The following is an 18,888-nucleotide window of genomic DNA, read 5'->3' on the forward strand; positions in this document are numbered from 1 at the left end:
CCGCATTCCGCATCAAGCGCCCACACTTATCGACTGTTAGTTTTTAAAGATCGGTCCGCCAAACCCGCCGCGCCTGAACCACCACTACCCGGCACCGCTTCGTTTGCGTCGCTGCGTCTGCAGCAGAGAAGCGAGATTATGGAGAGCGGTCAACAACACGTCAATACCCTTCTCACAATTTATTTTGAGAGCAAAGACTGCCATCTCCATCGCATTGCCGCCAGCCCTCAAAGGAGTCAACTCTGGCCAGACCAAGAAATCAGCGAAAATAGTTAGTCATCCAATTCAACCCGCCGAAGTCCTGATACCGACAAAACAAAGTAGTCCGAGCACGGCTCGAACTCACCACCGCTCCCCAAATTAAAGTTCTACCCTTCCCCGCCGTCAATCAGATCATCCCGCCACTTAAATTAGCTGCCGACTATGGACAATCTCGTCGACGCACACGTCGAGGACACCCAGCCCGCCGCGGCATCCCCGATGCTCGAGCCTGATACGGTGCCGGTAGGCACACCGCTCCCATGGCCGATCGTCGATGCCGACGGCACGCTGCTCTTCGCAAGCGCGACGACGCTCGCGACCACCGACGAGCGCGCCTTTCTGTTTCAACACTTCCGCCCGCAACGCGGCGACCTGTTCGACCTCGGCGCACAACAACCGCCGGCGCCAACCGCCCAGCCTGACCACGCCGGTGAGTTGACGCTGAAGGACATGCACCTCGAGATCGGCACATTGATCGGCATGCGTTCGCAACCCGGCAGCGGCGCGCCGATGCAACCTTGCGGCATCATCGGTTTCGCGCCGAATCATGCGCTGTTCGTCACGCCGCCGATGCTGCAGGGCCAACCGCTGCCGCTCACGCCCGGCGAGAACGTCGAGGTCGTCGCGATCGCGAGTCAGGCCGTGTTCCGTTTCGTCTGCACGGTCGAAGCGGTCTGCCGCGTGCCGTTCGACTATGCCGTGTTGTCGAGGCCCGGTATGGTCCGCCGGCTCCGTGAGCGCAAATCGATCCGCGTCCATGCGCACCTGCCCGTGCGGTTTGGCATCGGTGGGAGCGGTGACACTTACGAAGGCCTTGGACTCGCCAAGGGCATCAGCGCGCTCGGCATGTCGTTGAGTGCGTCATGGACACTGGGCGAAGTCGGCGAGCGGCTGCGCATCGCGTTCCGGCTGAAGTCGGCCGAATACGATTCACAGATCGAGACGACGGCGGTGATCCGCAACGTTCAGAAGGGCAAAACGCCTGGCGAGCCGTCCATGCATGGGCTAGAACTGGATCAACTCGATTCCGTTCAACAGATGGCGATGAAGGTGTTCGTGTTCGATCGTCAGGAGGATGTGCAGCACTGGTCCAACGGACTGAAATAAGCGGTACGGCCACAAAAGCAACGCGCGTGCGGACACAGCAGCGTCGACCTCGCTGCGCACACATCGATCAGCCGAGCAACTCTTCCGGCGTCAACCGCCGCGCTCCCCAGGCATTGGCGAGCACCTCGCAACGACCGAGCCGTATCGCACCACGCTCGAAATCGACGAACATGACTTCATCGACGTCGGCCGGCCGCGCGGGTTCGTCGCTCGTGCGGCCGTCGGTCAGAATCCATAACCAGCGCTGCTGGGCCGGCCGTCGCCGCGCGCAGCGTTCGAGCAGTTGCGCGGCGCGGCGCACGGCCGACGCGAGCGGCGAACCGCCGCCTCCGCCCACAGGCGCGAGCCATCGCTCGTTCCACCAGCGCGGCACGGCCGGGCCGAAGCGCACATCCGCTCCCGCACCGCCGAAGCAGATCAGCGCAGCCTCGGCGCGCATCGCACTCGCACGGTCGAACAAGGCAGTCAGTAGACCCTTCGCCAACGCGAGGCGTTGGCCCGCCAGCATCGACCCGGAGCAATCGAGCACGAAACAATGCAGCACACCGCCACGCGGCACTTCCCGTACGAAGCGCAGATGCTCACGACGCAGCGTGTGCTCGCGCATCGCGGCGAGCGTCGGTGGCCATGCAATGCGCCTGCCCGGTTCGCCGCGCGACGTGTCGCGCGAATCCGCCCCCACGCCTCGTCGCCATCGAAAACCGCTGCGCGAGTCAGCGGCGGCGCCTTTCCGATGGCTCAGCGTTTTTTTGCGTCGAGCGCAATGACGCCTTTGACAGGCAAAGCCGCCGCCGGCTCGGGCGGCAGGTAGCCCCAGTCGGAGTCGGCGGAAGGTGTCGTGGATGCAGCCGTATCGCCAGACGCACCCGCAGCGACGTCCCGTGCCGGCGCCGCGCTTTCTGGCCGGCGCTGATTCGCATGTTGCGAATCATGCTGACGCCGCCGATGAAGCAGCACCGGATCGGCAACGCGCTCCACATGCCGCACCGTCACCGCACCTGCCCGTTCGAATGCGGCCAGCGCGCGCGCCGCGCGCAGCATCACGAGGTCGGCGCGCAAACCGTCGACGGCCGCGTCGATGCATAGCGCGCTCACGCGCGCATGGACGGCGTCATCGAACGACAGCAGCGGCAGCGCCGCACGCGCCGAGCGAATTCGCTGCACGTATGAAGCCTGCTGCTCCGCGTAAACGGTACGAAACCCAGCGGGATCGAGATCGAACGCGAACCGCGCTTTGACGATCGCCTGCCGCACCTGCGGCTCGAACGCGTTCTGCAACTCCACCATCAGACCGAAGCGGTCGATCAATTGCGGCCGCAACTCGCCCTCTTCGGGATTCATCGTGCCGATCAGCACGAAGCTCGCGTCATGACTATGCGACACGCCATCGCGTTCGACGGTATTCACGCCGCTCGCCGCCGCATCGAGCAACGCATCGACGAGCGCATCGGGCAGCAGATTGACTTCGTCGACGTACAGCACGCCGCGATGCGCCTTCGCGAGCAGCCCCGGCGAGAAGCGCACCGAGCCGTCGCGCAGCACGCTTTCGATATCGAGCGTGCCGATCAGACGATCCTCGCTCGCGCCAAGCGGCAGATTCACGAGCTCTCCCTCCGGCAGCAGTTCCGCAAGCGCGCGCGCGGCAGTCGACTTCGCGGTGCCACGCGGTCCGCTGATCAATACGCCGCCCAAGCCCGGGTCGATCGCCGCGAGCACCAGCGCCTGCTGCAACGAGGCCTGGCCGATCAGCGCCGCAAACGGAAAAACGGGCCGCGCCGCCGTACCCGATACACAGGCGGAGCTACCTGCGTCGCCCGCTCCTCGCATCGCTCCATTCATGTTTGTCTTCCTTCGATCTGCTGTTCGCTCGCAAGCAGATGCGTTTCCACCTGCGCGCGATAGTCACCCGGCTGCTGCCACAGCCCCCGCTGCATCGCCTCGAGCAAACGCTCGCAGATCGAATGCAGCGCATGCGGATTGTGCCGTTGCATGAACGCGCGCGTATCGGCGTCATTCAGATAAGCATCGGCGACGAGCGCGTATTGATGATCTGCGATCACGCGCGCGGTCGCGTCGTAGCCATACAGATAATCGACGGTCGCGGCGATCTCGGCCGCGCCCTTGTAGCCGTGGCGCTTCACGCCGTCGAGCCATTTCGGATTGACCACGCGCGAGCGGATCACGCGCGCGATCTCCTCCTGCAACGTCCGCACGCGCGGCGCGGCCGGATTGCTGTGATCCGCGTGATAGACGCGCGGCTGCCGACCTGCCAGATGCCGCACCGCCGCGACCATGCCGCCCTGAAACTGGTAGTAGTCGTTCGAATCGAGCACGTCGTGCTCGCGGTTGTCCTGGTTCTGCAGCACGAGGTCCATCACTGCGAGGCGCGTGCCAAACGCTTGATGCGCCTCCTCGCCCGCGCTCTTCTGCGCGTACGCATATCCGCCCCATGCCTGATACGCGTTCGCGAGATCGGCGTCGGTCTGCCATTGGCGCGAGTCGATCATCTGCTGCAGACCCGCGCCGTACGTGCCCGGCCGCGCGCTGAACACGCGCCAGCCGGCGCGCTTGCGCGCTTCGACCGGGTCCATGCCGCGCGCGATCAACGCATCGCGTTCGCGCTGCACGCGCGCGCGAATCGGATTCAGCTCCGCGGGCTCGTCGAGTTCGGCAACCGCTTGCACGGCCGCATCGAACAGATGCATCACGTTCGCGAACGCATCGCGAAAGAAACCGGATACGCGCAACGTGACGTCGATACGCGGCCGATCGAACGCGTCGATCGGCATGATCTCGAAGTCCGTCACACGGTGGCTGCCCGGCGCCCATTTCGGCCGCACGCCGAGCAGCGCGAGCGCCTGCGCGATATCGTCGCCGCCGGTGCGCATCGTCGCGGTGCCCCAGACCGACAGGCCGATCGCGCGGGGATAATCGCCGTGCTCCTGCAGATGCCGCTCGATCAGTTGCTGCGCCGATTTCAGGCCGAGTGCCCACGCGGCTTGCGTCGGCACCGCGCGCGTGTCGACCGAATAGAAGTTGCGGCCGGTTGGCAGCACGTCGGGCCGACCGCGCGACGGCGAACCGCTCGGACCTGGCGGCACGAAACGTCCTTCGAGGCCGCGCTTTAGCTGCGTCATTTCCTGCGGGCCGCAGGCGTCGAGACGCGGCAGCACGTCGTCGCGCAGGCGTGCGATCACCTGTGCCGCTTGCGGCAGACTTTCGTCGGCTACGGGGACGGCCTGCGAACGATCCGCATCATCGCAATCGACATCGCAGACGCCGCGCAACAGCTCGCCCGCGAGCAATTCCAACCGCTCGCGCGTATCGCCGTAATGTCGCCACGGCGCATCGCTGACCCGCTGCAATACCTCGGGTCGCGGGCCGTCCCATGCGGCGGCCCAATCCACCGTCAACGGGTCGAACCGATGATCGATGCGCAGATCGCGCGCCAGCGCGTCGACGAGCCCCGCCTTGCCGGCCCGCCCATCGCCGACCGGAAAGCGCCCGAGCGCGAGCAGCGTGTCGCGCCGCTGCACGCCGCGCGGCGACTGTCCGAACGTATGCAGGCCATCGCGAATCTGCGCTTCCTTCAGCTCGCACAGCCACGCATCGACGCGTGTGAGCAGCGCGTCTTCATCGTCCTGTCGGTTCGGCGCCGCGAGACTCAGCTCTTCGTGCAGCCGATGCTCGACGATCGTCGTCAGAATCGTGCGACGCAAGAGCTTCGCGCGACGCGAATCGACCATTAATGCTTCGTAGTATTCGTCGACCTGGCGTTCGAGGTCCTGCAGCGGCCCATAGTTTTCGGCGCGTGTAAGCGGTGGCATCAGATGATCGATGATCACCGCCTGCGCGCGCCGCTTCGCCTGGCTGCCCTCGCCCGGATCGTTGACGATGAACGGATACAGATGCGGCATCGGTCCGAGAATCAGATCGGGCCAGCACGCGTCGCTCAAGGCGACGCTTTTGCCCGGCAGCCATTCCAGGTTGCCGTGCTTGCCGACGTGCACGACCGCGTCGATGCCGAACTGATGGCGCAGCCAGAAATAGAACGCGAGGTATGCGTGCGGCGGTACGAGCTCCGCATCGTGATAGCTCGCGTAGTCGCCGTGCTCGCGCGAACGCGCAGGCTGAATGCCGACGAACACCTGGCCGCAGCGCCAGCCGGCGATCATGAAGCGGCCGCGCCGTAGCGTGGGGTCCTGCTCGGGCTTGCCCCAGCGCGCGTTCAACGCGTCGCGCACGCTCGCCGGCAACGCGTTGAAATGCGCGAGATAGTCGTCGAGTGCGAGGCTTTGCAGGGCCGGACGCAGATCGCGTACGACCGGATCGTTGGTCACGCCTTCGGTCAGCCTGTTCAACAACGCGTCGCCGTTTTCGGGTAGTTCGCCGACACGATAACCTTCATCGCGCAGCATCGACAGAATGCCGACCACCGACGCCGGCGTATCGAGCCCGACGCCATTGCCGATGCGCCCTTCGCTCATCGGATAGTTGGCGAGAATCAACGCGACTTTCTTGTCGGCGTTATCGAGCGAACGCAAACGGCACCAGCGCCGGCTCAGCTCGGCGAGAAAGCGCACCCGTTCGAGGTCGGGCTGATAGCGGACCACGTCGACCTGCGTATGCGCACAGCGATACGCGAGCCCCTTGAAGCTGATCGCGCGCGTGATGATGCGCCCGTCCACTTCGGGCAGCGCGATATGCATCGCGATGTCGCGCGAATTGAGGCCGTGGTTGTCCTTCAGCCAGTCTTCGCGATTGCCGCCGCTCAGGATCACCTGAAACACCGGCGCGTCGCCGGCGAGCGCGAGCGGCTCCGGGTCGTCGATCGCGGAAGCGGCGAACGCAGTCGTGTTCAGCACGAGCGCGACACCATGTTGCGCGCACAGCGACTGCACGACATCGCGGCTCACCGCATCCTTCAGCGACGTGATCGCGAGCGGCAGCGGATTGAGCCCTTGCGCTTCGAGCGCGTCGATCAGCGCATCGAACACGGCGGTATTGGCGGCCTGCAGATGCGCCTTGTAGAACAGAATCGCGACGACCGGCGCGTCTTGCCGCCAACGCGCCTGCCAGTCGGCGACGATGGGGGTATCGCGCTCGGGGTGATACAGCGACGCGGCCGGCAACGCGCGCGGCGGATCGGGTTCGCGCCCCCAGTCGAGCGCGCGATACGCGATGCAGCGCAAAAACGCCTCGGCGTTCTGCGGACCGCCCTCGCGCAGATAGCGCCACAGCTGCTGACACAACCCGGCGCTCGCGGTGCTGCGCGCGAGCAGGTTCGGGTCTTCCTGCAGATCGCCGGAAAACATCGCGAGTGTTTGCTGTTTGCGCTGCGCGAGCGCGACCACCTGCTCGATGCCGTACGGCCAATACGTTTCGCCGCCGAGATGATCGACGACGACCACGCGCGCATGCTGCAACACGTCGTCCAGATAGAAATCGACCGAGGCAGGCTGACGCAGATACGTGACGTTCGCGAGCCGCACGCTCGGAAAGCCGTCGCCGAGACGCGGCACTACGCTCGCGAGCAGCGACAGCGTGGTGTCGGCGGAACTGAGCACGACGATCTCGGCGGGCTGCTGATCGATGCGGATCACGCCCTGCGTATCGTCGACGAAGCCGCCCGGCGTCGTGCGCAGCAGATGCATGCTGGTGCGCCCGTTTATGCCGTCGCGTTCGACGTCGCGCCGAGCGCCGCGTCGAACGCCTGTTGCAGCGCGTGTTGGTCGAGGTCTGCGCCGATCAGCACGAAGCGGCTCAACGCGCCGTCGCCATTTTCACCCGCTTGCCAGCGCCGGTCGAAGTAGCTGTCGAAGCGCCGGCCCACGCCCTGGATCACGAGACGCATCGCCGCGCCCTGCAGTGCCGCGAAGCCTTTGACACGGTAAATCGTGTGGGTTTCGACGAGCGCCTGCAAGGCGGCGAGCGCCGCGTCGCGCGACGGTACGGATGCCTGCACGACGACCGAATCGAATTCATCGTGGTGGTGATTGGGGTCGTCGGCGGAACCGTGGTGGTCATGACGCAGGTGGATCGTCTCTTCCGACGCCGCTTCGAGGCCCAGCAGCGTATGCAGGTCGAGCCGCCCCCGCTGCGCACGTACGATCTTCACCTGCGGCGCAATCTCCGCGCGGATCGCGGCTTCGACCTCGTGCTGCCGCGCGTCGTCGATCAGATCGGTCTTGTTCAGAATCACCAGATCGGCCGCCGACAACTGGTCTTCGAACAGCTCGTGCAGCGGCGACTCGTGATCGAGATTCGGATCGGCCTTGCGTTGCGCATCGACGGCGAGCGGGTTATCGGCGAACTGGCCGCTCGCGGCGGCCGGGCCGTCCACCACCGTCACCACCGCGTCGACCGTGAAGCCATTGCGGATCTGCGGCCAGTTGAACGCCTGCACGAGCGGCTTCGGCAACGCCAGGCCCGACGTTTCGATCAGCACGTGATCGAGTTCATCGCGGCGCTCCGCGAGCTTTTCCATCACCGGGAAAAATTCTTCCTGCACGGTGCAGCACAAACAACCGTTCGCGAGTTCATACAATTGCCCTTCGGTCTCGACGCCGTTTTCATCGCAACCGATGCCGCAGCCCCTGAGGATTTCGCCGTCGATGCCGAGCTCGCCGAACTCGTTGACGATCACCGCAATGCGCTTGCCGCCCGCATGCTGAAGAATGTGCCGCAGCAGCGTGGTTTTGCCGCTGCCGAGAAAGCCCGTGACGATCGTGACGGGGATCTTGCGCAATTGAGTTTGCATCGTGAGGTCCATCCCTTGGCGTTGATCGGTATGCCGGAAAGTCCGCGCGTGGGTCCGCGTCGGCTGGCGAATGGAGCGAATGAAGCACGCGCAGCAGTACCAGCGATCACCAGACACGGGGACGAACGACGGCATGGCCGCGACAACGGAAATACAGAAAGCGGAACTGAGGTCATGAACGCGCCGCCGCATCCCCGCGGCGGTCGTTCTGCTTCGTTGGGCCGGTATCCGGGCTGGCGAAAGCGCCGCTTCCCCTTCCCGGCCGAGTGGTTTCTCGTCCAGTGGTGAAATGTCCACGCGAGCTTGCGCGAGGACATCGAAGCCGGCACTGCGGTGCCCGGCTATCAAGCCGGAACCGCTTTTCGCTTACCGTTGCGGGGACAGCACAGGTTAGCCGCTCCAGAGCAGGTGGCTCCCTGTTTCCCGTTTAACTGCATGTGCACGAGCGCGCATGCGAGCACCCAAAGTGCGTGCGAGTGTAGGCCCGCGGCCTTGCGCAGTCAAGCAACGCAGCGAGCCGGAAAGCGCCGCCGAGGCTTATCCGGCAAGGCGCCATGTGCTATCGTATGCGCGCGTTTGGTGCCCGCACATGCGCTCGCGTGTGCAGTTAAACGGGAAACAGGCAGCGCCTCGCGCGTTCAACCTGTGCTGTCCCCGCAACGGTAAGCGACCTGCGGCGCGCGATTCGATTCGCCTTCGATTCCGACGTGCCGCGCATGCGTTTTTTGATGCCACTGTCCCGCGAATCCACAAACCGGGACGGGAAGGCGAAGCGCATGAGGCCGCCAGCCCGGATACCGGCCAGACGCGGAGGCGGTGCCGCATTGCATCCGTGCATCACGTGGCGCCGCCGGCCGCCGGAATCCGCGGGGAACGGATGTGAAGGCGTAGCAGCGCGGCATCGCGCGTGCCCGGATTCGCAGTTCCGCATGACCTCTATATTCACCGCCGCGCGCGCTGTCGCACGCCGCGTCTCTTCTTCCATCACCGCATGGCGCGCGCCATGCACGCCGCGATGACGCGCGCCTGGCTGATCGGCGCCGGTCCCGGCGACGTCGAACTGATCACGCTGAAGGCCACCCGTGCGCTCGCGCAGGCCGATGTCGTGCTCGTCGACGATCTGGTGAATCCCGACGTGCTGCAGTTTGCGCGCACCGACGCGCAAGTCGTGTACGTCGGCAAGCGCGGCGGCCATCCGTCGACGCCGCAAGCCGACATCGTCGCGCAAATGCTCGGGCATCTGCGCGCGGGGCGCAGCGTCGCGCGGCTCAAGGGCGGCGATCCGTTCGTGTTCGGCCGCGGCGGCGAAGAGTTGCAGGCGCTACAGGCCGCGGGTATCGAAGTCGACGTGATCAACGGCATCACGGCCGGCATCGCAGCGCCCGCGGCGCTCGGTATCGCGGTCACGCATCGTGATCTCGCGCAGGGCGTCGTGTTCGTCACCGGCCACGGCGCCGGCGGCAGTGGCGAACCGGACTGGGCCGCGCTCGCCGCGACGCGCATGACGCTGGTGATCTATATGGGCATGCGCCGGCTCGGCGAGATCGCCCGCGCATTGCTCGCGGCCGGCATGTCCGCCGACACGCCGTGCGCGGCGATCGAGTCGGCGACGCGGCCTGAGCAGCGTCATGTGCTCGCGCCGCTTCGCGAGTTCGCCGAGGCGGTGGCGCGTGCGGGGCTCGGCTCGCCGGCGATCGTCGTGATCGGCGGTGTGGCGTCGCTCGCGCTGGCGCGTGATGCGGCCAAACGCGACGCCCGCGTTGCTCACGAACTGGCAGCGAGCGCGACACGACACGGACTCGGACGCGCGATCAAAACGCTGAGCGTCGGCATCGGTTGCCGCTTGCACAGCGAAGCCGCTGAGATCGAAGCCGCCGTCCGCGCAGCGCTCGGATCGAATGCCTTCGAGCAGATCCGCGCGATCGCGACGATCGACACCAAAGCCAACGAAGCCGGTCTGCTCGAATTCTGCTCACGTCATCAGCTGCCGCTGCAACTGTTCAGCCGCGAGCAGATCGCCGCGGTACCGGTCGCGTCGCCGTCGGCGGCGGCACACGCGCAGCTCGGTGTCGATGGTGTGTGCGAGCCGTGCGCGCTGCTGGCGGCAACGGCGCCGGACTCCACCGCAACCGCGCAAAACGCGCGTCTGATCGTACGCAAGACCGCGCACGCCGGCATCACGGTGGCGATCGCAGCGGCGAACAACGCTGCCCTTAGCGACGCGCCCCCATCCTATCCCGCCTCTCAAAACCAGGACCCTCGATGAAAACCGATCCGGAATCGCATCAACGCATGACCGAACGCCGCCGCGAAGGCCACGAAAAGAAGCAGGCCGGCGCGACCGTCGAAAAAGGCCTGCTGATCGTCAACACCGGCACCGGCAAGGGCAAGAGCACGGCCGCGTTCGGCATGGCCGTGCGGGTGCTCGGCCACGGCATGCGGCTCGGCGTCGTGCAGTTCATCAAGGGCGCGCTGCATACGTCGGAGCGCGATTTCCTCGGCGCGATCGCGCAATGCGATTTCGTCACGATGGGCGACGGCTACACGTGGAACACCCAGAACCGCGAGGCCGACATGGCGACCGCGCGCAAAGGCTGGAACGAAGCGCGGCGGATGATCGAAAGCGGCGACTACCAGATGGTGATCCTCGACGAGCTGAACACCGTGCTGAAGTACGAATACCTGCCGCTCGACGAAGTGCTCGCGGTGATCAACGCGCGTGCGCCGATGTTGCACGTCGTCGTGACCGGACGCCATGCGCCGGACGCGCTGATCGAAGCCGCCGACCTCGTCACCGAAATGCGCGCGATCAAGCATCCGTATCGCGAGCAAGGTGTGAAGGCGCAGCGCGGCGTGGAGTTCTGAGCGATGTCGGCATCCCCCAACTGGGCTTCGTCCGGGGCGCCCCCCCAGGGGACTTCCTTCGGGGCGTGCCCCGCGCTGTTCATCAGCGCGCCCGCGTCGGGACAAGGCAAAACCACGATCACCGCCGGTCTCGCGCGCTATCACCGGCGGCTCGGACGTCGCGTGCGCGTGTTCAAGACCGGGCCGGATTTTCTCGATCCGATGATCCTCGCGCGCGCGAGCGGCGCGCCGGTGCTGTCGCTCGATCTGTGGATGGTCGGCGAAAGCGCATGCCGCAACCTGCTCGCGCGGGCGGCGCAAGAAGCCGATCTGATCCTGATCGAAGGCGTGATGGGCCTGTTCGACGGCACGCCGAGCAGCGCCGATCTGGCGACCACGTTCGGCGTGCCGGTGCTCGCGGTGATTTCCGCGCAGGCGATGGCGCAGACCTTCGGCGCGGTCGCGTTCGGCCTTGCGCGCTTCAGACCGCAACTGCCGTTCCACGGCGTGCTCGCGAATCGCGTCGGCTCGGCTCGGCACGCGCAGATGCTGCAGGAAGCACTGCCGCCCGAGTTGCGCTGGTGCGGCCACCTCGCCGCGAGCGACGAGATCACGCTGCCCGACCGCCACCTCGGCCTACACCAGGCCGATGAAATCGACGATCTCGAAGCGCGCCTGGAACGCGCGGCGGATACGCTCGCGTCGACCGCGCTCGCCGAACTGCCGGCGCCGGTCGATTTCGGCGTGCCCTCGCCCGAAGTGCTGCCGCGTCTGCTCGAAGGCAAGCACATCGCGATCGCGCGCGACGCCGCGTTCTCATTCATCTATCCGGCCAACGTCGCGCTGCTCGAAGCGCTCGGCGCGCGGCTCAGCTATTTCTCGCCGCTTGCCGACGAAGCGTTGCCCGCCGGCACGCACGCGCTCTATCTGCCGGGCGGCTATCCCGAGCTGCATCTGGCGACGCTCGCGGGCAACGCGACCAGCGCGGCATCGATCCGCGCGCACGTCGAGGCGGACAAACCGCTGGTCGCCGAGTGCGGCGGCATGCTCTATCTGCTCGACACGCTGACCGACGCGCAAGGCACTAGCACACCGATGCTGGGCCTGCTACCCGGTCACGCGACGATGCAAACGCGCTTCACGTCGCTCGGCATGCAGCAGATCGATGGCGTCCACGGCACGCTGACCGGCCACACGTTCCACTACTCGAAGCTCGCGACGCCGCTCGCGCCGCAGCGCTTCGCCACGCGCGCGCACAGCGACACGCCCGGCGAAGCGGTGTTCCGCGTGGGCCCGATTGTGGCAACCTATATGCACGCTTACTGGCCCTCCAACCCGGCTTTCACGGCCGCCCTCTTTCATGGCGAAGCCTTTTGACGACTCCGAGCGCGCTGCGGTCTATCGCGCGATTTACGAACGCCGCGACATGCGCCACTTCGTGCCCGATCCGGTCGATCCGGCGGTGCTGCGGCGTCTGCTCGACGCGGCGCATCACGCGCCGAGCGTCGGCTACATGCAGCCGTGGCGCATCGTGCGCATCACCGACGCGGCGCTGCGCACGGGCTTGCGCGACATCGTCGAGCGCGAACGGCTCGCCACCGCCGATGCGCTCGGCAAGCGCCGCGACGAGTTCATGAAGCTGAAGGTGGAAGGCATGCGCGAATGCGCGGAGCTGCTGGTGATCGCGTTGATGGACGGGCGCGAGCGACACGTCTTCGGCCGCCGCACGCTGCCGGAGATGGATCTCGCGTCGGTCGCGTGCGCGATCCAGAACATGTGGCTCGCCGCGCGCGCGGAAGGACTCGGGCTTGGTTGGGTGTCGCTATTCGATGTCGACGCGGTGCACCAGCTACTGGGGATGCCGGAAGGCGCGCGGCCGGTCGCGATTCTGTGCCTCGGCCACGTCGCTGCCTTCTATAGCGAGCCGATGCTCGAAACGGAGCGCTGGGCGAGCCGTCTGCCGCTCGCCGATTGCGTGTTCGAAAACCGCTGGCCGCAAGACGAGCCGGCGCAGGAATAACTGATACTCGCGGCCCCGGCGACCCAAGGCTGCGTTTTAACGCTGCAGCGGCTCCATCGAGTCGACGTTCGGCACACCGCTCGTCTTGTCGATGCTGAGCTTCACACGCCAGTCGGCCGGCGCATCGAACGGCAGCTTCGCGAGCGCGGTTTTCACGAGCAACGGCAGTGCATGCAGCGGGTCCGCGTCGCGATCCATGAACACCGCGCCGACCTTGTAGCGCTCGGCGCCGCTCGCGTAGTCGAAAAAGCGCAGCGTCAGCGCGTGCTGATACTTGCGCCCAAACAGCAGCGCGCCTGGACCGTCGCTGCCCGCGCCGCAATCGGCGGGCGCGCAATCCTCACCGCCGATGCCGATCGACGCCGGCCGCGTGCTATACGCCATCGACAGCAGATAATGCGCGGGCGTGCCCGCCGTATCGACGAACCCGTGTTTCGCCAACTCGTCGCGCAACAGCTTTTCGACTTGCGGATGATCGGCGCTGTCGTCCTGCGGCTGCGTGCGAGCGAGCGAATAGGTCTGCTCGCCTTGCAGCGCAACCGCGCGGTCGGCGCCGTTAGCGGAGACGGTGTGCACGTCGGCGCTCAGGCCCGCGCAAGCGGTGAGGCTCGCCGCGGCCAGCGCGGCACAGAGGTGAGCGATCTTTGCCATTTTTTGTTTTCTCTCTAGTACATCGAATACATCAAAGGCGCATCAGACGCGCGGTGCGATCGATTCGTCGAGGGGCGCGTCGTCGAGCGCGGGCAGCCAGATCGTGAAGGCCGTCCCCTCGCCGGGCGCGCTGACGACTTCGACGCTGCCACCGTGGCGCGTGACGACGGTTTTGACGAACGCCATGCCGAGTCCCGCGCCGCCCACTTCCGGCCGCTCCGCCTCGTGAAAACGGCGAAAGCGCTCGAACAATCCCGCTTGCTGCTCCTCAGGAATGCCATAGCCCTGGTCGCGGATCGTGCACGACACGCGCGGCGCCTCGCTGCCCGCGCGCTTTGCCGCCGGCTGGCCAGCGAAGCTGCATACGATGCGCGTGTCGGGCGGACTGTACTTGACCGCATTGTTCAGGATATTGACGAGCGCGCGTGTCATCAGCGAGCGGTCGGCGCAGATCCAGGGATCGTCGTCGGCGTCGTCGGCGGATTCCGTATGCAGCGCGATGCGCTTCGCATGCGCCTGCGGCCAGACCTCGTCGCTCGCATCGATGACGAGTTCGGTCAGACTCAGCGGCTCGAGCACATAGGCCTGCGATTCGGCGCGCGCCAGTTGCACGAAGTCGTCGGCAAGCGTGAGCGCGCGTTGCGCGTAGCGTTCGATGCGCTCCAGCACGCTGCGCGCGAGCGCAGGCTCGGTCCGCGCGCGCTCGATCTCGACCAGCGCAATGATCGACGCCTGCGGCGAGCGCATGTCGTGCGACAGCAGCCGCAGCGCGTCTTCGCGCTGACGCTCGGCCGCATGGAGCGCCGACACGTCGACGAGACCGGCGATCCAGCCGGTCGTCTCGCCCTGCGCGTTGGTGCAGGTCGCATAGCGCAGCAGATGGTCGCGCTCGTTCGCGTCGCGCACCTCGACGCCCTGCGCCATCAGCGCCGCGAACTCGCCGCGCGTCGGATCGAGGAGCGCCGGCCAGTGCGCGTGCGCGGACAGACTGCGCTCGTTGTCCGTGGCCGCGCCGGTGTCGATCGTCTTCACGAGCGTGAGACCGCCGAGCACGCTCTGCATCGGCTGGCCTTCGGGCATCGGCGTGCCTAGCCGAGCGAAATGCGCTTTCGCCGCGTGATTCGCGATCAGCACGACGCCGGCCACGTCGCTGACGAGAATCGGCTCCGGCACGCTATCGAGGCTGCCCCACACGAAGCGCTTCATGTCCTGCACCCGTTGCGCGGCCTGCGCCATCAGCGCCATGTGCTGCGCGAGCACGTCGCCGCCGAACTCGCGGCGGCGCTTCGGCGTCTCGGGCAGCAGATGCGGCTCGTCGGCGAGACGCTGCAGTTCGCCGCGCAGATACGCCATCGTCATTTCGAGGCGTCGCCAGTTCCAGATCGGATAGACGATCACGACGCCGAGGATCGCCGGCACCGGCGAGATCCACAGCCTGCCGCCGTACAGCAGCAGCGCGCTGCCGGTCGCGGCGAGCAGCACCAGCGCGCCGGTCAGCAACAACGAGCGGCGCGGCGACAGCACGAGGAAGCCGGCGAGCAGCGCGGCGAGCGGCCCGAGCGCCGCCGCGAACATGACCCACAGCGCGACCGGCTGGATCTCGCGGCCGCTCAGCAGCGTGTCGAGCACGTTCGCGTGGATGTAGACGCCGGGCAGCGGACCGAGCTCGCCCGATACCGGTGTCGCGAAGCGGTCGTACAGACCCGACGCCGTCACGCCGATCACGACGATGCGCCCGCGCAACTGATCGGCCGGCACCTTGCCGGCGAGCACGTCGGCGAAACTGAGCCTTGGGTAGTTCGCGGCGTTCGGGCCGAACGGAATCAGGAAGCGCTCTTCGCCGCCGTCGTCGCTGCCGCGTGCGGGCTCGTTCGAGGAGCGCGGCGGCAGGCCGCCGCGCAGATGCAGCTTGCCGTGTTCGACCGCGTCGGCGACGAGCACCATCAGTTGCGGCCAGCGCGAGCGCTCGTCGCCCTGGAAGCGCGCGACGCTGCGCACGATGCCGTCGCGGTCCACTTCGAAATTGATGTGACCGAGCCCGGCAGCAGCCTGCGCGAGCGGCGCGACGGGTTCATCGACGGTGCGCTTGCCGCTCGCATCGGGCGGCGTCAGCAGCACGGGCAGATAGGTCGGGCTCAGCGCAATTGCGCGGGCGAGCTGGGCGTCGTCGACATTGGGTTCGGTGAACAGCACGTCGTAGATCACCGCGGCAGGTTTGGCCGCGGCGATCTGCTCGAGCAGCCGCGCGTGCACGCTGCGCGGCCACGGCCAGCGGCCGAGCGCGTCGATGCTCGCGTTGTCGATCTCGACGACGACGATGTCGGACAGCAGCGGCTGCTCGCGCAGCTTCAGAAACTGGTCGTACACCAGCAGATCGATGCCGGCGCCGACGCGCCCGAACGACGTCAGCAGGATCACCACGAGACCGAGACAGCCAACGCTGACCCACTCGATCAGAAAGCGCCGGCCCGCCCGCCGTCCGAGACGGGCGCGCGGATCGAGGCTCATTCGCGTAGAAGTGGCGGGCACGGGACGATGTAGTCGGGAACGGGAGGACGACCGGCCAGCAGGCCGGCCCCGAGAATCTACCAGCGTCAGCGCGCAAGCGTAAAGGAGTGGACCGGACTGCTCTTTTCGTAGAAGCGGCCGTTGTCGAACTGCTCGGCGACGATCGTCCAGTAGTAGACGCCCGGAGGCAGATCGCTGATCACGAGTTCGCCGCCCGGCAGATCGGGGCGATCGATGACCGGATGGCTCAGTTCGGCCGTGTTCGCGAGCAGGAAGCGGAAACGGGTCGGCACGTTACTGCGGCTGACGAACCAGCGGAACTCGTAGTCGCGGCTACCCGCGCGCTGCGCGGCCGAAGCGTCCAGCCCCAGCTGGCGGCGCTCGAACGCGTACACGTTCGGCAGGCCGTCGAGACCGTTGCTATCGGTCGACGCGACGCGCACGAAGTACGTGCCGTCGGGCAGATCGCCGAAGTCGGCATGCGGCGCGCTCACACGCAGGTCTCGCACCAGGTCCAGTTGATCGGCGTCGTGCGAAATCTGCAGCCGATAGCCGACCGCGTGCTCGGCCGGGTTGACGTCGAACGCGACGCTCTTGCCGTCCTGCACGCGCGCCGGCCGCGCGAGCGCGGGTGCGGGCAACAGCTGGACCGGACTGCCGACCGCGCCGCCCGAGTGCGTGACGTTGCCGAAGCTTGCCTCGACCAGCTGCTCGGACGCCTGCAACGGCCTGCCTGGCGCCGGCGCGGCGCTCTGGCCATGCTGCGTGGCCGGATCGACGCCGACCGCGCCGTCGAGCACCGCCACCGCGGTGGTTTGCGTGTCGCCGTCGTAATCGACGCGAAAACGCGTGCCGCGCACTCCGGCGACCACCGAAGGTGAACGGATCTGGAAGCGATCATCGCGTCGCTTCGCATGCGTGACCTGGCTCTCGACCTCGCCGGCGCGCAGCTCAAAGACGCGATCGGCGACGCCGGTCAGCGTGACGTGCCGCAGTCTCTCGATATTGAGTTCGCCGTTCTGCGCGACCGTCACGTATGAGCCGCCGGGCAGCTCGAGCGTCGCGAACCCGTTCGCGCCGGTGCGCAAGCGATCGCCTTCGGCAAGCGTTTCACCGGTTTTCAGCGGCAGATAGGGGCTCGAGTCGAACGCGTGCTCGACCGGACCGCTGGTCGCGACCACGCGAGCCGTGTCCCGATCCTGGCGCAGCCTTCGGGACGGCAAACGCAGCACGATGCCGGCCGCCATGCGGCGCGGCGCGGGCACGTGATTGAGGCTGCTCAACAGCGCCCAGTCGGTCGGATCGGCCATGTAGCGGGCGGCTATGTCATACAGCGTGTCGCCCTCGTGCGTCGTGTACGAAGCGTAGACCGGCGAGGCCTTCGCTCCGGTCTTGCCGCGCGCGGGCTGCGCGTGCGCGAGCGCGCTCCAGCCGGTCGCGCCCGTTGCCATCAGACAGGCCGCGGCAAGCCACGCGGCGGCGCGGCGGCCGGGCATGGCGGCGCTGCCCGATGCCGCCCCATCCACGCAGACCGTCACGCTTCCCCCGCTTCTTCAGTGGGTTCGTCGTCGGCGGCCGGTGGTGTGCCGGTTTCGATCCGCTCGAGGCGGTAGCCATAGCCGTAGATCGGCGTGAGCCGATAACCGTGCTCGGGGCGCAGACCGAGCTTGCTGCGCAACATCGACACATGAGTGTCCATCGTGCGCGACGGGATGTCCGTGGCCTGCTTCCAGATCACGTCGAGAATGTGTGCGCGCGACAACGGCCGGCTCATATGCTGGAACAGCAGCAGCGCGAGTTCGAACTCTTTCTGCGTGACGGAGACCGGGGTGCCGCGGACCACGACGTGCTTGACGCTCAGGTCGAACTCGAAGTCGCCGAATACTTCCCTCGTTGCCGGCGGCTTCAGGTAATACGCGCGCCGCAGCAGCGAGCCAACCCGCGCGAGCAGCACGGCGCCCGACACGGGCTTGACGAGATAGTCGTCGGCACCGGTATTCAGAATCGAAGTGATGTCGGTTTCGCGGCCGCGGCTCGTCATGAACAGCACCGGCAGGCGCTCGGACAGGCTTTCGCGCACCCAGCGAAGCACGTCTTCGCCGGACATGTCGGGAACGTTCCAGTCGAGCACGAGCAGATCGAACGTCTGACGACGCAACTGGCGCACGAGTTCGCGCCCTGCGCCATACGCGTGACAGACGTGTCCAGCGGCGGACAGCGTTTGACATACAAGGTCGGCCTGAGCCGAATCATCATCGAGGACTGCAATTCTCATAACACCCCACAACGCAACAGCGCCTTCATGGCTGACGGCCGGTATACCGGCTGACGACCGGGATGACGGCGCAGCACCGCCGATCCGGCTTCCCAAAAAATTCCGGCTGTTACTTTCTGATTAATGGTCCCTCGCCGTCCCCCGCCATGACGCTGCTTTCATGAAGCGGAAATCAGCGCATAAATGTAATTTCCATAGCGATTATGCAGGGCAGATCATGATAATCGAAAACCTTCTTTCTTCCCGTTTGCCGTGTACCGGCAATCCGTCGCGAAAAACCCTAATCAGAAACGGCTGACGCGCTTTTCAGGTTTTTCTGGTCTGCCACCACTAGCCGGCGCCGGAAGGAAGTGACACTGCGGACGGAAGATCCTTGCTGGAGCGGCTTTTTGACCATGCTCGCTTATCGGCTTTAAGATTCCTTTCAGGTACTCTTATTTAACAATTGCGCGTTCAGTATAA

General features: G+C 66.5%; 14 protein-coding genes and 2 riboswitches. Of the genes, 6 read left to right on the top strand and 8 right to left on the bottom strand.

Translation table 11 applies throughout. From position 1 onward, the window contains the following. Positions 1–276: hypothetical protein (locus HDG34_RS38755; RefSeq protein WP_221309392.1), on the top strand; the 276-nt coding region annotated here is incomplete at its 5' end. Between the two features lie 147 nt (positions 277–423). Further along, positions 424–1,368, top strand: a complete 945-nt coding sequence (locus HDG34_RS37745) for a flagellar brake protein (RefSeq protein WP_184068858.1) — start codon at positions 424–426, stop codon at positions 1,366–1,368. 67 nt (positions 1,369–1,435) lie between these two features. Here HDG34_RS37745 and HDG34_RS37750 read toward each other — a convergent pair whose 3' ends face one another. From HDG34_RS37750 to cobW, 4 genes are read right to left on the bottom strand one after another with little or no spacing between them, the layout of a single operon-like run. Continuing rightward, positions 1,436–2,050 carry a VWA domain-containing protein gene (locus HDG34_RS37750; RefSeq protein WP_184068861.1) on the bottom strand — a complete coding sequence of 205 codons (615 nt, stop codon included), beginning with the start codon at positions 2,048–2,050 and terminating at the stop codon, positions 1,436–1,438. 56 nt (positions 2,051–2,106) lie between these two features. Beyond that, positions 2,107–3,207: an ATP-binding protein gene (locus HDG34_RS37755; RefSeq protein ID WP_184068863.1), complete on the bottom strand. Its 1,101-nt coding sequence runs from the start codon at positions 3,205–3,207 to the stop codon at positions 2,107–2,109. Then, the gene (gene cobN, locus HDG34_RS37760) at positions 3,204–7,022 is read right to left on the bottom strand and encodes a cobaltochelatase subunit CobN (protein WP_184068866.1); all 3,819 of its coding nucleotides are present in this window, start codon (positions 7,020–7,022) and stop codon (positions 3,204–3,206) included. The genes HDG34_RS37755 and cobN overlap by 4 nt, the downstream gene beginning before the upstream one ends. A gap of 14 nt (positions 7,023–7,036) precedes the next feature. Then, positions 7,037–8,128 (bottom strand): cobalamin biosynthesis protein CobW, encoded by a 1,092-nt coding sequence (cobW, locus tag HDG34_RS37765; RefSeq protein ID WP_311734939.1) that lies wholly within the window; start codon positions 8,126–8,128, stop codon positions 7,037–7,039. A 201-nt stretch (positions 8,129–8,329) separates the two neighbouring features. Next, positions 8,330–8,608: riboswitch (cobalamin riboswitch) on the bottom strand. A gap of 80 nt (positions 8,609–8,688) precedes the next feature. Continuing rightward, a riboswitch (cobalamin riboswitch) is annotated at positions 8,689–8,949 on the top strand. Positions 8,950–9,143: 194 nt separating this feature from the next. Between cobW and cobA the strand changes: the two genes are divergently transcribed. From cobA to bluB, 4 genes are read left to right on the top strand one after another with little or no spacing between them, the layout of a single operon-like run. Then, positions 9,144–10,394 (top strand): uroporphyrinogen-III C-methyltransferase, encoded by a 1,251-nt coding sequence (cobA, locus tag HDG34_RS40310; protein WP_409259758.1) that lies wholly within the window; start codon positions 9,144–9,146, stop codon positions 10,392–10,394. Beyond that, positions 10,391–10,993 carry a cob(I)yrinic acid a,c-diamide adenosyltransferase gene (gene cobO / locus HDG34_RS37775; protein WP_090805916.1) on the top strand — a complete coding sequence of 201 codons (603 nt, stop codon included), beginning with the start codon at positions 10,391–10,393 and terminating at the stop codon, positions 10,991–10,993. Before cobA ends, cobO begins: the two co-directional genes overlap by 4 nt. A 3-nt stretch (positions 10,994–10,996) precedes the next feature. Continuing rightward, positions 10,997–12,349: a cobyrinate a,c-diamide synthase gene (locus tag HDG34_RS37780; RefSeq protein ID WP_184068874.1), complete on the top strand. Its 1,353-nt coding sequence runs from the start codon at positions 10,997–10,999 to the stop codon at positions 12,347–12,349. Further along, positions 12,333–12,992 (top strand): 5,6-dimethylbenzimidazole synthase, encoded by a 660-nt coding sequence (bluB, locus tag HDG34_RS37785; protein WP_184068877.1) that lies wholly within the window; start codon positions 12,333–12,335, stop codon positions 12,990–12,992. Before HDG34_RS37780 ends, bluB begins: the two co-directional genes overlap by 17 nt. Positions 12,993–13,028: 36 nt before the next feature. On the opposite strand, the gene HDG34_RS37790 is transcribed toward bluB, so the two are convergent. The 4 genes from HDG34_RS37790 to HDG34_RS37805 form a co-directional block, all read right to left on the bottom strand. Then, positions 13,029–13,643, bottom strand: a complete 615-nt coding sequence (locus HDG34_RS37790; protein WP_184068880.1) for a DUF4136 domain-containing protein — start codon at positions 13,641–13,643, stop codon at positions 13,029–13,031. 42 nt (positions 13,644–13,685) lie between these two features. Next, a complete protein-coding gene (locus HDG34_RS37795; RefSeq protein ID WP_184068883.1) occupies positions 13,686–16,172 on the bottom strand; it encodes a CHASE2 domain-containing protein in 2,487 nt (828 codons plus the stop codon). 65 nt (positions 16,173–16,237) lie between these two features. Beyond that, a complete protein-coding gene (locus HDG34_RS37800; protein ID WP_184068886.1) occupies positions 16,238–17,689 on the bottom strand; it encodes a FecR domain-containing protein in 1,452 nt (483 codons plus the stop codon). After that, the gene (locus tag HDG34_RS37805; protein WP_184068889.1) at positions 17,686–18,426 is read right to left on the bottom strand and encodes a response regulator transcription factor; all 741 of its coding nucleotides are present in this window, start codon (positions 18,424–18,426) and stop codon (positions 17,686–17,688) included. Before HDG34_RS37805 ends, HDG34_RS37800 begins: the two co-directional genes overlap by 4 nt. Between the last annotated feature and the right edge of the window lie 462 nt (positions 18,427–18,888).

The sequence above is a fragment of the Paraburkholderia sp. HC6.4b genome (genome assembly GCF_014200875.1).
GTDB lineage: Bacteria > Pseudomonadota > Gammaproteobacteria > Burkholderiales > Burkholderiaceae > Paraburkholderia > Paraburkholderia tuberum.

What these genes read in the sequence shown, in the direction of transcription:
- HDG34_RS37755 (WP_184068863.1), bottom strand. Translation starts at nt 3,207, where the DNA reads ATGAATGGAGCGATGCGAGGAGCGGGCGACGCAGGTAGCTCCGCCTGT.
- HDG34_RS37805 (WP_184068889.1), bottom strand. Translation starts at nt 18,426, where the DNA reads ATGAGAATTGCAGTCCTCGATGATGATTCGGCTCAGGCCGACCTTGTA.
- cobN (WP_184068866.1), bottom strand. Translation starts at nt 7,022, where the DNA reads ATGCATCTGCTGCGCACGACGCCGGGCGGCTTCGTCGACGATACGCAG.
- HDG34_RS37780 (WP_184068874.1), top strand. Translation starts at nt 10,997, where the DNA reads ATGTCGGCATCCCCCAACTGGGCTTCGTCCGGGGCGCCCCCCCAGGGG.
- bluB (WP_184068877.1), top strand. Translation starts at nt 12,333, where the DNA reads ATGGCGAAGCCTTTTGACGACTCCGAGCGCGCTGCGGTCTATCGCGCG.
- HDG34_RS37790 (WP_184068880.1), bottom strand. Translation starts at nt 13,643, where the DNA reads ATGGCAAAGATCGCTCACCTCTGTGCCGCGCTGGCCGCGGCGAGCCTC.
- cobO (WP_090805916.1), top strand. Translation starts at nt 10,391, where the DNA reads ATGAAAACCGATCCGGAATCGCATCAACGCATGACCGAACGCCGCCGC.
- cobA (WP_409259758.1), top strand. Translation starts at nt 9,144, where the DNA reads ATGACGCGCGCCTGGCTGATCGGCGCCGGTCCCGGCGACGTCGAACTG.
- cobW (WP_311734939.1), bottom strand. Translation starts at nt 8,128, where the DNA reads ATGCAAACTCAATTGCGCAAGATCCCCGTCACGATCGTCACGGGCTTT.
- HDG34_RS37745 (WP_184068858.1), top strand. Translation starts at nt 424, where the DNA reads ATGGACAATCTCGTCGACGCACACGTCGAGGACACCCAGCCCGCCGCG.